Source organism: Streptomyces sp. JB150 (assembly GCF_011193355.1).
Classification (GTDB): Bacteria; Actinomycetota; Actinomycetes; order Streptomycetales; family Streptomycetaceae; genus Streptomyces.
Genome location: NZ_CP049780.1, coordinates 6416049 through 6427765, shown reverse-complemented (window position 1 = coordinate 6427765; position 11717 = coordinate 6416049). Strand labels below are relative to the sequence as shown.

Annotated in this window: 9 protein-coding genes; all 9 read right to left on the bottom strand. The window is 74.8% G+C overall.

All coding sequences use genetic code 11. The features are described from left to right. Position 1: 1 nt before the first annotated feature. Positions 2 to 850 carry a TatD family hydrolase gene (locus G7Z13_RS29295; RefSeq protein ID WP_166003233.1) on the bottom strand — a complete coding sequence of 283 codons (849 nt, stop codon included), beginning with the start codon at positions 848 to 850 and terminating at the stop codon, positions 2 to 4. Continuing rightward, positions 850 to 1581 (bottom strand): EboA domain-containing protein, encoded by a 732-nt coding sequence (locus G7Z13_RS29290; protein ID WP_206313163.1) that lies wholly within the window; start codon positions 1579 to 1581, stop codon positions 850 to 852. The genes G7Z13_RS29295 and G7Z13_RS29290 overlap by 1 nt, the downstream gene beginning before the upstream one ends. Beyond that, positions 1578 to 2471, bottom strand: coding sequence for a sugar phosphate isomerase/epimerase family protein (locus G7Z13_RS29285; RefSeq protein ID WP_166003231.1), 894 nt, complete (start codon positions 2469 to 2471; stop codon positions 1578 to 1580). The genes G7Z13_RS29290 and G7Z13_RS29285 overlap by 4 nt, the downstream gene beginning before the upstream one ends. Further along, positions 2468 to 3637 carry an SCO3242 family prenyltransferase gene (locus G7Z13_RS29280; protein ID WP_166003229.1) on the bottom strand — a complete coding sequence of 390 codons (1170 nt, stop codon included), beginning with the start codon at positions 3635 to 3637 and terminating at the stop codon, positions 2468 to 2470. The genes G7Z13_RS29285 and G7Z13_RS29280 overlap by 4 nt, the downstream gene beginning before the upstream one ends. Then, positions 3634 to 4953 carry an inositol-3-phosphate synthase gene (locus G7Z13_RS29275; RefSeq protein WP_166003227.1) on the bottom strand — a complete coding sequence of 440 codons (1320 nt, stop codon included), beginning with the start codon at positions 4951 to 4953 and terminating at the stop codon, positions 3634 to 3636. The genes G7Z13_RS29280 and G7Z13_RS29275 overlap by 4 nt, the downstream gene beginning before the upstream one ends. Positions 4954 to 5051: 98 nt before the next feature. Next, positions 5052 to 6479, bottom strand: coding sequence for a ThuA domain-containing protein (locus G7Z13_RS29270; RefSeq protein WP_166003225.1), 1428 nt, complete (start codon positions 6477 to 6479; stop codon positions 5052 to 5054). A gap of 12 nt (positions 6480 to 6491) precedes the next feature. Beyond that, entirely contained in the window at positions 6492 to 9023 is a 2532-nt protein-coding gene (locus G7Z13_RS29265; protein WP_166003223.1) for a PQQ-dependent sugar dehydrogenase, read from the bottom strand. Between the two features lie 136 nt (positions 9024 to 9159). After that, the gene (locus tag G7Z13_RS29260) at positions 9160 to 10158 is read right to left on the bottom strand and encodes a sugar phosphate isomerase/epimerase family protein (RefSeq protein WP_166003221.1); all 999 of its coding nucleotides are present in this window, start codon (positions 10156 to 10158) and stop codon (positions 9160 to 9162) included. 13 nt (positions 10159 to 10171) lie between these two features. After that, entirely contained in the window at positions 10172 to 11320 is a 1149-nt protein-coding gene (locus G7Z13_RS29255) for a Gfo/Idh/MocA family oxidoreductase (protein WP_166005411.1), read from the bottom strand. Between the last annotated feature and the right edge of the window lie 397 nt (positions 11321 to 11717).

The window sequence follows — 11717 nt, the reverse complement described above, 5'->3', positions numbered from 1 at the left end:
CTCACTCCCCGCCGCGCAGGATGGAGTTGCCCTCGTGGGTGGCGTCGGTGGCGGCGACGTCGAGGGTGAGCCGGCCGCTGAGGCCGTAGAAGGCGACGGGGTTGCGCCACAGCACCCGGTCGACGTCGTCCTCGGTGAAGCCCTCGGCGAGCATCAGGTCGCCGACCTTGCGGGTCTTCAGCGGGTCGCTTCTGCCCCAGTCGGCGGCGGAGTTCACCAGGACCTGGTCGAGGCCGTGGGCGCGCAGCAGGGCGACCATCCGTTCCTCGTCCATCTTGGTGTCGGGGTAGACCGAGAAGCCGAGCCAGCAGCCGCTGTCCCTGGCCTCCTTGACGGTGGTCTCGTTGAGGTGGTCCAGCAGCACCCGCTCCGGCGGGAGGGCGGATTCGCGGACCACGTCGAGGGTGCGGCGCAGGCCGGCGAGCTTGTCGCGGTGCGGGGTGTGCACCAGGGCGGGCAGGCCGTGGTCGGCGGCGAGCTGGAGCTGGGCGGCGAGCGCGGTGTCCTCGGCGGGGGTCATGGAGTCGTAGCCGATCTCGCCGACGGCGACGACCTGGTCCTTGACGAGATAGCGGGGCAGTTCGTCGAGGACGGGCCGGCAGCGCGGGTCGTTCGCCTCCTTCGGGTTGAGGGCGATGGTGCAGTGGTGGGCGATGCCGTACTGGGCGGCGCGGAAGGGTTCCCAGCCGAGGAGGGAGTCGAAGTAGTCGAAGAAGGTGGCCGGCGAGGTGCGGGGCTGGCCGAGCCAGAAGGAGGGTTCGACGACGGCGCGGACACCGGCCGCGTACATGGCCTCGTAGTCGTCGGTGGTGCGGGAGGTCATGTGGATGTGGGGGTCGAAGATGCGCATCAGGACTCCTTGCCGTGGGGGACGTCCGGTCCGTGCGACGGGGGCGGGGGCGCGCTCTCGGTGCCGGGTTCGGTCAGGGCCAGTACGCGGTGCAGGTCCTCGGGGACGGGGCGGCCGGCGGCGGTGCGTTCGGCGGCGTAGTCGCCGAGCATGCGGGCCAGTTCCGCGTCGCCGCGGGCGCGCTCCGCCAAGCCGGCCACCGCGTCGACGGGCACGCCGGTGAACAGGCACTTCAGGACGGCGTGGCGCCAGGTGTGCGGGTCGAGGTGGCGGGCGGCGTACGGGCCGACGGCCGCGGCGAGCAGGCTGGTGTCGTTGGTGCGCAGGGCGTCCTCGACGAGCGGCAGCGCGTGCGGGCCGGGCACCAGGTGGGGCAGGGCGTGCAGGACGGCGCGGCGTTCGGCGGCGGTGCCCTGGGCGTAGACGCGGCGCAGCGCGGCCGGGTCGGCGCGGGCGGCGTGCAGGACGAGGACGCGGGCGGCGTCGGCGTGGGCGGCGCCGCAGCGGCGGCCGGCCTCGGCGAGCCGCAGCTCCCACACCGAGATCGGGCCGTGGGTGCCGGGGTGGGCGGTGGCCTCGGCGAGCGCCTGGTCGAGCCAGGCGCGGGCGGCTCCGGACAGTTCGGCGTCGAGGCGGGCGCGGAGGGCGTCCAGCGGGGCGCGGGCGAGGGTGGCGCCCGGTGTCGGGCCGCCCGGCGTGGGGCCGCCCGGGTCGGGCTGTGCGTGGGTCATGGGGTGCTCCCTTGTGGGGTCGGCGCCGCGTGACGGAGGAAGGGCAGGGACCGCTCGGCGTGGTGCGGGCCCGCGTGGGAGTGGCGGGGCAGTTCGACGACGGTGAGTCCCTGGTAGCCGGTGGCGGCCAGGGCCGCGAGGACCGGCGGGAAGTCGATCTCGCCGTCGCCGAACGGCAGGTGCTCGTGGACTCCGCGCCGCATGTCCTCGATCTGGACGTGGCGCAGCCAGGGGGCGGCGGCGCGGACGCAGTCGGCGGGCGGGAGCGGTTCGAGGCACTGGCAGTGGCCGATGTCCAGGGTGAGCCCGAGGGGTCCGGGGTCGCCGAGGAGGCGGCGCAGGTGGTGGAAGTCGGCAAGGGTGGCGAGGAGGTGGCCCGGTTCGGGTTCGACGGCGAGGGGGACGCCGGCGGTGGCGGCGGCGTCCAGGACGGGGGCGAGGCTGTCGGCGAGGCGTTTCCACGCCGTGTCCGGGTCCGTCCCGGCGGGGGTGATGCCGCTGAAGCAGTGCACGGCGTGGGCGCCGAGGTCGGCGGCGATCCGCACGGCGCGCAGCAGCAGGTCGGTGCGGCGGGCCCGGTCCCGCGGGTCCGGGTCCAGCAGGGAGGGGCCGTGCTTGCGGCGCGGGTCGAGGACGTAGCGGGCGCCGGTCTCCACGGTGACGGACAGGCCGAGCGCGTGCAGGCGGCGGGCGACGCGGCGGGTGCGGGCGGAGAGGAGGGGTGCGTACGGGTCGAGGTGCATGTGGTCGAGGGTCAGTCCGACGCCGTCGTAGCCGAGGTCGGCGAGCAGGGCGAGGGCGTCGTCGAGGCGCAGGTCGGCGAGGCCGTTGGTGCCGTAGCCGAAGCGGAGGCAGGAGCGGGTGCCGGCGGTCGCGGGGCGGGTGGTCATGTGATGCTCACCTTCCTCGCGCAGGCCCGGCCGACGGGGGCGAGGGCGGCGACGGCCAGGGCGGTGACGCGGGCTCCGGCGCGGGCGCAGAGCGCGGCCTGCAGCGGGATGGTGGCGCGGATGCCGCCGCCGACGGCCCGCTGGGTGAGCGGGGGTGAGGGATTGAGGGCGGCGTGCAGGTAGGGGCGGGCGACCGTCGCGGCGTACGCGGCGCCGAGGGCGGTCCGCAGGGCGGCGGTCTGCCGGGACTCGGCAGCCTGCCGGGGTGCGGCGGTCTGCCACGACTCGGCGGCCTGCCGGGACAGTGGCGGGGCGGGCCGGCGGGTCAGCAGGGCGGTCAGCAGGGCGGAGGCGGCGAGCGCGGCGAGCGGGCCGGCGGACGAGCCGCCCTGCGCCTCCCGGCGGGACACCGTCGTCACCGCGAGAGTGTGGCCGGCCAGCAGCGCCGCGGACGGGAGGGCCGCGCGGGTGCGGCCGCCGCCGGCCGCGGCACCCAGGAGCAGGTCGAGGCCGCGGGCGGCGGCCATGGCGGCCGGCCCGGCCGGGGTGTGCTTCAGGCCGAGGTCGTACGACCAGACCGTGGCCGCGAGGGGAGCGGCGACGGCCAGCGCGGGGCGCCCGGCGCGGGCGGCGAGGGCGAGCCCCGCGCCGGTCAGCGCACAGGCCGCGGTCAGGGCCGCCGCCGGGCGGACCCGGCCGGAGGGCAGCGGCCGGTGCGGGCGGTCCCGGGCGTCCTCCGCCCGGTCCGCCCAGTCGTTGAGGGCCATGCCGGCCTCGTACAGGCACAGGGAGGAACCGATGGCGAGCAGCGTGCGGGTGCCGGGGCGCGTCCCCGTCGCCGCGGTGCCCGCGAGGGCGTCGCCGGGGACGGTGAACAGGGCGGGCACACGCAGCAGTTCCGCCCAGGCGCGGGCCCGGCCCCGGCCGCCGCGCCGCGCGGCCCGCGCGGCCCGCGCGGTCCCCGTGTCGGAGACGTCGGGGGCGTCGGGGCCGTCGGAGGCCTCCGGGGCACCGCCTGTGCCGGTGGCGAGCGGGGCGCTGGTGCGGCCGGCGTCGCCGGACACGGGGTGCGCGAGCCTGCCTGTGCGGCGGCCGGTCCCGTCGCGCAGCGCCCCGCCGCCTCTCTCGCCCGACGGTCCCTGCCCGTCGACGTGTCGCTCACTCATCGGCGCTCCCCGGACGACTCGGCGCGGGCGGCACGGGGCGTCTGCGCCCCGGCGGCCCCGGGACGCTCCGCCGTCGCTGCGTGACGGCGCCCCGCCCCGGCGCCCCCGGAACGCTCCTCCGTCGCCCCGGCGGCCTCCGCCCCCGAGGCTCCGAACGGCTCCGTCCCGGGCGGCTGCGGCCGCCCCTCGCCCCGTAGCCGTTCCGCGAGGTCCAGCAGGGCCGTGTACTGCTCGCCGAGGGACGACGGGGCGGTGCCCACCGGGTCCTTGAAGTAGAAGGCCAGTTCGGCGAGGGGGCCGGCGAGGCCCTGCTCGTGGGCGCGGGCGAGGAGGCGGGCCAGGTCGAGGACGAGGGGCGCGGCGAGGGCGGAGTCGCAGCCCTGCCAGATGGTCTGGAGGATCATGCGGGTGCCGAGGAAGCCGTCGAAGGCGATGTGGTCCCAGGCGGTCTTCCAGTCGCCGAGGGCGGGCACGTCGTCGATGTGGACCTCGCCCTCGGGGACGGTGCCGAGGGTGTCGGCGAGGACGCGTTCCTTGCCGGCGTTCTTCGCCGCGGCGGCGGCCGGGTCGGCGAGGGCGGCGCCGTCCCCGCCGCCCAGCAGGTTGGTGCCGGACCAGGCGCGTACGGTGAGCGCCCGCTGGGCGAACATCGGCCCCAGCACGGAGCGCAGCAGCGTCTGCCCGGTCTTGCCGTCGCGGCCCGCGTACGGCAGTCCGGAGGCGGCCGTCGCCGCGGCGAGCGCCGGGTGGTGCAGGCCTGTGGAGGGGGTGAAGTTGGCGTAGGGGCAGCCGGCGCGCAGGGCCGCCGCCGCGTACAGGGAGCTGGCGGGCAGCTCCTCGCCGGCCGGCGCGGGTTCCGTCGAGGCCACGTTCACCACGACGGCCCGCTGCAGCCCGTGCCGCCGTACGAAGTCCCGTATGTCGGAGGTGAAGACGGTGATGAGGTCCTCCGCGTCACGGGTGTCCCCGGCGGCGGCGCCGCCCGGGACCGGACCGCCGGGCCGGATCTCCCGGTCGGCGGCGGCGAGTTCGGCGGCGACGGCGGCCGGCAGGCCGGGCGGCAGGACGCCGCCCGCGGCGAGCGCCTCGGCGCGTTTGGGCAGGGGGCAGTCGACGACGTCGTGGCCGCCGAAGACGAGGGAGGACAGGGGCGGCAGCCCGCAGTCCGCGAAGGGCGGGGTCTCGGTGACCATGCCGGTGGGTGGGTGCAGTCCCGCCGTGACGGCGGCGCAGCCGGCGACGACGGTGGTGGCGACGGACCCGCGGGCCCCGATCAGCCAGACGCCGACGCGTGGCCGGGAAACGGACGCGGACATGAGCGGCCTCCTTGTGCCCACGATGTGGCCGGATGTCGTCCCCGTAGCGGTGGCGGAGGACGGCGGGCGGGGGTCCGGCGTCCCCCGCCCGCCGCCGTTCAGTCGCCCTGCGAGCCCTGGGAGCCCTGAGAGCCCTGAGAGCCCTGGCTTCCTTGGGCGCCGTGGGAACCCTGCGGGTCCCGGGAGGCGGTCGCGGGCAGTTCCTTGATCCGGATGTCGCGGAAGGACACCTGGTCCTCGGCTCCGTGGTTCTGGATGCCGATGTGTCCGTCCCGAAGGCTCCGCGCCGGGTCCGTGCTGGTGAAATCGTTGATCTTCACGCCGTTGAGCCAGACGCGGAGGCGTTCGCCCTCCACGCGGATCTCGTACGTGTTCCACTCCCCCGGCGGGTTGAGCGCCCGGTCGCGCTTCTTCAGGTCGGCGGAGCGGAAGCCGTAGACGGAACCGGTGGTCTTCTCCGGTACGTCGGTGGCGTCGATCTGGATCTCGTAGCCCTGGTTCACCGCCGACCAGGGGTCGTCCGACGGCGGGAAGCCGACGAACACCCCGGAGTTGTCGTCGCCGGCCGTGCGCCAGTCCAGCTTCAGCGAGTAGGAGGAGAAGCCGGACGCGGCGTACCAGAGCATCCCCATGCCGCCGGACGAGGTGAGCGTGCCGTCGTCGGAGAGGGTGAAGGAGCCGGGGCCGGCCTGGCGCCAGCCGTCCAGCGAGGCCCGGGTGCCGTCGAAGAGCGGACGGTAGCCGTTCTCCGGGCGGCAGTCGGCCTGGGCGGCGCCGATGGCGTACCGGATTCCGCCGAGCAGGTGCTCGCGGAAGGCGGGTTCGGCGAAGGACTCCTTGGTGTGGCCGCCGCCGGTGTAGAAGGCGCGGCCGCCCTGGTAGGTCTGGCACCAGGCGATCGGGTGGTCGCCGTGCATGGTGCCGCCGGTGTACGAGGACTCGTCGAGCGAGGCGAGGACATGGGCGCGCTCGCGCGGGTTGGAGCGGTAGTCGTACCACTCGTCGGTGCGGTGCCAGGTGCGGGCCAGCCCGGAGGTGGCCGGGTGGGCGCGGTCCTCGACGTGGACGTCGGCCGGCTGGATCGCCGGGTGCGACCGGAAGTAGGCGCCGGCGAGGCCGCCGTAGAACGCCCAGTCGTACTCGGTGTCGGCGGCCGCGTGGATGCCGACGTAGCCGCCGCCGCGGCGGATGTAGCCCTCGAAGGCGGACTGCTGGGTGGCGTTCAGGACGTCGCCGGTCGTGGAGAGGAAGACGACCGCGTCGTAGCGGCGCAGGGTGGCCGGGGTGAACGCGGCCGCGTCCTCGGTGGCGTCGACCGTGAAGCCGCCCCGCTCGCCGAGCGCGCGCACGGTGGCGACGCCCTCGGGGATGGAGTCGTGGCGGAAGCCGGCCGTCTTGGAGAAGACCAGTACGCGCTTGCCGTCGTGCGCGCCCTCCGCGGCCGAGAGCGCCGGCTGCGCGGCGAGGCCGCCGAGCAGCAGCGCCGTAGCGGTGACCGCGGTGGTCAGTCGTGCGGTGGATCGCATCGCGGCCTCCTCTCAGCCGGTGGTGAAGGTGAAGTCGTCGACGTCGAACAGCGCGCCGGTGCCGCTGCCCTTGAAGACCAGGTACAGGGTGGTGGTGCCGCGCGGGGCGCGGGAGAGGTCGGCGCTGACGTCCTGGAAGACGTCCCAGCCGCCGGTCACCGGGACGGTGGCCTTGCCGAGGAGGGTGCCGGTGGAGGAGCCCGCGCGGATCTCCAGGGTGCCGCCCGCACCGCCGGAGGAGACGCGCGCGGTGACGCTCTCGGCGTTGGTCAGGAGGTACGGCGTGAAGGAGATCCAGTCGCCGTTGTGGACGTTGCCGACGGTGCGGCCGCCGTGCGCGGTGTCCTTGGTGATGACCGAGACGCCGGAGCCGTTGCCGAAGTGCTCGGCCTGGCGGTGCTTGGGCTGGGCGACGTTCTGGTCGTGGGTGGTGAGCGGGGCCTGGCCGCCGCCTCCGCCGTCGGTGTACTCGGCGTCGATCACGCCGAAGATGTTGGCGTCCTCGTCGTGGCCGCCGTCGGCGCTGGTCTGCAGGGTGCCGGTGCAGCCGTTGGCCGAGGTGAGCGGGTGGCCGTGGGAGTCGTGGCCGAGGATGAAGGTGACCTTGACCTTGGCGCAGTCGATCGCGGTGCCGTCCTCGGGGTCGGTGACGCGCACCTTGAACGGGATGGCGTCACCGAAGCTGAACAGCTGTCCGTCGCGCGGTGTCTCCAGCACCACGGTGGGCGCGGTGTTGCCGACGACGATCCGCACACTGGCGCTGCCGGTGCGGCCCGAGGGGTCCTTGGCGGTCACGGTCGCCGTGTAGGTGCCGTTCTTGCGGTAGCGGTGGGCGGGGTCGGGCTGGGTGGAGCTGGTGCCGTCGCCGAAGTCCCAGCGGTAGGTCAGGGCGTCGCCGTCCTGGTCGGTGGAGCCCTCGGAGGAGAAGCGGACCCACAGCGGGGCCTTGCCGGACGTGCGGCTCGCGCTCGCCTGGGCGACCGGGGAGTGGCCGTCGGTGGCGTTCTCGATGCGGTACAGGGCCGAGTGCTCGTCGCCGCCGAACCAGGCGGTGCCGTAGTCGAGGACGTACAGCGCGCCGTCCGGGCCGAAGGCCATGTCCATGACCTGGGTGCCGGTCCACGGGATGTCGGAGATCGCCTGCACCGTGCCGTCGCCGCCGTGCTCGATCCGCTTGATCCAGCGCCGCCCGAACTCCCCGGCGAAGAAGTCGCCGTCGTACGCCTCGGGGAACTTCACCGGCGAGTCGAGGGCCGGGTCGTAGCGGTAGACCGGCCCGCCCATCGGGGACTCGGAGCCGCTGCCGAACTCGGGCAGCGAGCCGCCGTCGTACGGGATCCAGGCGGGCTGGGCCGGGGGCAGCTCGGTCAGGCCGGTGTTGTTCGGCGAGGTGTTCCTCGGGGCGGCGCAGTCGAAGGGCGCGCCGGACGTCTTCGTCGCGAAGTCGTAGTCGACGTAGGCGTCGTTGTCGCCGGTGCAGTACGGCCAGCCGAAGTTGCCGGGGCCGGTGACGCGGGCGAACTCGACCTGGCCGGCCGGACCGCGGGCCGGGTCGGCGGCACCGGCGTCGGGGCCGTAGTCGCCGACGTAGAGGATGCCGGTCTCCTTGTCGACGCTGAAGCGGAACGGGTTGCGGAAGCCCATCGCGTAGATCTCGGGCCGCGTCTTGTCGGTACCGGGCGGGAAGAGGTTGCCGTCGGGGACGGAGTAGGAGCCGTCGGCGTTCACCTTGATCCGCAGGATCTTGCCGCGCAGGTCGTTGGTGTTGCCGGAGGTGCGCTGGGCGTCGAAGGCGGGGTTGCGGTTCGCGCGCTCGTCGATCGGGGTGAAGCCGTCCGACTGGAACGGGTTGGAGTCGTCGCCCGTCGACAGGTACAGGTTGCCGGCGGCGTCGAAGTCGATGTCGCCGCCGACGTGGCAGCAGATGCCGCGGCTGGCGGGGACGTCGAGGATCTTCTTCTCGCTGGCGGTGTCGAGGGTGCCGTCCGTCCGCAGCACGAAACGGGAGAGGCGGTTGACGCCGTCGAAGGGGGCGAAGTCGGCGGCGGTGCCGGTCTCGGGCGCGTCGCCCGCGGGGGTGTTCAGCGGGGGCGCGTAGTAGAGGTAGATGAAACGGTTCTCCGCGAAGCCGGGGTCGACGCCGACGCCCTGGAGGCCCTCCTCGTCGTGGCTGTAGACGTCGATCTTCCCGGCGAGCCTGGTGTTGCCCGCGGCGTCCGTCAGGCGCAGTTCGCCGTCGCGCGAGGTGTGCAGGACGGAGCGGTCCGGGAGGACGGCGAGCGACATGGGCTCGCCCACCTCCGCCTCGCCCTTCGCGAGGGTGACCTGCTGGAAGTCCTCGGCGGCCACGGCGCTCCGGCCGTCGGCGGCGTCCCGGCCGGGCACGGCCGCGCCGGCCTGGGGCGCCACGAAGGTGAGAGAGGCGCCGGCCAACAGCGCCCCGCCGAGCAGGGCGACGGTTCTGCGCAGGGTCTGGCGCGGTCGTCCGGGGGTGTCGGTTCTTCCGGTGCCGGTCGTGGGGTGGTTCCGGTCGTTCCCGTGCACGAATGCCTCCAGAAAGGGGCGGGTTGTACGGGCGGGTGCCTGCGCCGGGATGCGCCGTCATCCCGGAGAGTCGTGCCGTTGCGGTGCTGGTCCGGTGCGGGCCGGCGGTGGGGCCGCCGGCCGGCACCGGGGCGGTTCAGTTGCCGAACGCCGCGTCGAAGGAGGCCGACGGCGGCTCGAAGTCGTACGCCTTGAGGCGGGTCAGCGCCTCCGGCGCGCCCTGGAGCCGGTCCATGCCCGCGTCCTCCCACTCGACGGAGACCGGTCCTTGATAGTCGATGGACCGCAGCATCCGGAAGACGTCCTCCCACGGCACGTCACCGTGTCCGGCCGAAACGAAGTCCCAGCCGCGCCGCGGGTCGCCCCACGGCAGATGGGACCCGAGGCGGCCGTTGCGGCCGTCGAGGCGCTTGCGGGCCTCCTTGCAGTCGACGTGATAGATGCGGTCGCGGAAGTCCCACAGGAAGCCGACCGGGTCGAGGTCCTGCCAGACGAAGTGGGAGGGGTCGAAGTTGAGGCCGAAGGCGGGCCGGCGGTCGACGGCGTCCAGCGCGCGTACGGTCGTCCAGTAGTCGTAGGCGATCTCGCTGGGGTGGACCTCGTGCGCGAACCGCACGCCCTCGGCGTCGAAGACGTCGAGGATCGGGTTCCAGCGCTCGGCGAAGTCCTCGTAGCCGCGCTCGATCATCCACTCGGGCGCGGGCGGGAACATGGCGACCAGGTGCCAGATCGCCGACCCGGTGAAGCCGATGACGGTGTCGACGCCGAGGGCGGCGGCGGCCCGCGCGGTGTCCTTCATCCGGGCCGCCGCCCGCTGCCGCACGCCTTCGGGGTCGCCGTCGCCCCAGATGGCGGACGGCAGGATCGCCTGGTGGCGCTGGTCGATGATGGCGTCGCAGACGGCCTGGCCGACGAGGTGGTTGGAGATCGCCCAGCACTTCAGGCCGTACTTGTCGAGCAGCTCGTGCCGGGAGGCGACGTAGGCGGGGTCGGCGAGCGCCCGGTCGACCTCGAAGTGGTCGCCCCAGCAGGCGAGTTCGAGGCCGTCGTAGCCGAAGTCGCGGGCGAGGCGGCAGACCTCCTCCAGCGGGAGGTCGGCCCACTGACCGGTGAAGAGCGTGAACCTGCGCGGCATACGGCGTGTCCCCTCAGGCGGCGATCGGCGTGTAGACGGAGTTCTTCCCGGCGCTCTCCTCCACCGCGGCGAGGACGCGCTGCACCTGGAGCCCGTCGGCGAAGGAGGGTTCGGGGCGGCGGCCCTCGGCGACGGCGTGCACCAGGTCGCGGGCCTGGTGGACGAAGGTGTGCTCGTAGCCGAGACCGTGGCCGGGCGGCCACCAGGCGTCCAGGTAGGGGTGCTCGGGCTCGGTGACGAGGATGCGGCGGAAGCCCGCGTGCGTGCCGGGCTCGGTGGCGTCGTGGTACCACAGCTCGTTCAGCCGCTCCAGGTCGAAGGCGAGCGAGCCGCGTTCGCCGTTGAGTTCGATGCGCAGGGCGTTCTTGCGGCCGGTGGCGTAGCGGGTGGCCTCGAAGGAGGCGAGGGCGCCGGACGCGAAGCGGCCGGTGAACAGGGCGGCGTCGTCGACGGTGACGGTCCCGGTGCCGTTCGCGGAGACCGCGGCGAGACCGCTCGTCGGCCCGCCGGGCAGCGGCCGCTGCCGTACGAAGGTCTCGGTCAGGGCGGACACCCCCGCCAGCGGCTCCCCCGCCAGGTACTGGGCGAGGTCGACGATGTGCGCGCCGAGGTCGCCGAGCGAGCCGGAGCCGGCCTGTTCCTTGCGCAGCCGCCAGGTGAGCGGGAACTCGGGGTCGACCAGCCAGTCCTGGAGGTACGCCACCCGTACGTGCCGCAGGGTGCCGAGGCGGCCTTCGGCGACCATCCGGCGGGCGAGCGCGGTGGCGGGGACGCGGCGGTAGTTGAACCCGACCATCGCCAACTGGCCGTTGCGGTACGCGGTTTCGGCGGCCTCGGTCATCGCCTCGGCCTCCTCGACGGTGTTCGCGAGGGGCTTCTCGCACAGGACGTGCTTGCCGGCGGCGAGGGCGGCGAGCGCGATCTCGGCGTGGCTGTCGCCGGGGGTGCAGATGTCGACGAGGTCGACGTCGTCGCGGGCGATCAGCGCCCGCCAGTCGGTCTCGGCGGCGGCCCAGCCGTGCCGGTCGGCCGCCGCGCGCACGGCGTCCGCGTCCCGGCCGCAGATCGCGGCCAGCACCGGGCGCCGGGGCAGGTCGAAGACACGGCCCGCGGTGCGCCAGCCCTGCGAGTGGGCGGCGCCCATGAAGGCATAGCCGACCATGCCGATCCGCAGCGGGGGCTTGCCCGTTCCCGGCGGCGGTGCGGCGGGCCGCTCCGCCGTGACGGGTGACTTCGCCGCGACGGGTCGCTCTGCTGTTACGGACAGTTCCGCCACCGCGGTCGGCAGCGGTGCCGCGGCCTGCCCCGGTGCGCTGGGCTGCTCCGGTGCGCTGGGCTCCTCCGGTGCGATGGGCTGCTCCGACGTCAGGGACTGCCCCGGTGCCACGGGGGCCACCGCGGACTGCCCCGGTACCGCCGCGGACGGCCCGGCCACCACGGTCTGCCCGGCCGCCACGGACGGCTCCGCCGTCGCGGGCCGCTCGGATGCCGCGGACTGCTCCGGTGTCACCGACCGCTCCGGGTCCGCGGGCCGGTCCGGTACCGCGGACCGATCCGGC

Excerpts from the sequence above, each read along its gene's own strand:
- G7Z13_RS29260 (WP_166003221.1), bottom strand. The coding sequence starts at position 10,158 with ATGCCGCGCAGGTTCACGCTCTTCACCGGTCAGTGGGCCGACCTCCCG.
- G7Z13_RS29290 (WP_206313163.1), bottom strand. The coding sequence starts at position 1,581 with ATGACCCACGCACAGCCCGACCCGGGCGGCCCCACGCCGGGCGGCCCG.
- G7Z13_RS29280 (WP_166003229.1), bottom strand. The coding sequence starts at position 3,637 with ATGAGTGAGCGACACGTCGACGGGCAGGGACCGTCGGGCGAGAGAGGC.
- G7Z13_RS29255 (WP_166005411.1), bottom strand. The coding sequence starts at position 11,320 with ATGGTCGGCTATGCCTTCATGGGCGCCGCCCACTCGCAGGGCTGGCGC.
- G7Z13_RS29295 (WP_166003233.1), bottom strand. The coding sequence starts at position 850 with ATGCGCATCTTCGACCCCCACATCCACATGACCTCCCGCACCACCGAC.
- G7Z13_RS29275 (WP_166003227.1), bottom strand. The coding sequence starts at position 4,953 with ATGTCCGCGTCCGTTTCCCGGCCACGCGTCGGCGTCTGGCTGATCGGG.
- G7Z13_RS29270 (WP_166003225.1), bottom strand. The coding sequence starts at position 6,479 with ATGCGATCCACCGCACGACTGACCACCGCGGTCACCGCTACGGCGCTG.
- G7Z13_RS29285 (WP_166003231.1), bottom strand. The coding sequence starts at position 2,471 with ATGACCACCCGCCCCGCGACCGCCGGCACCCGCTCCTGCCTCCGCTTC.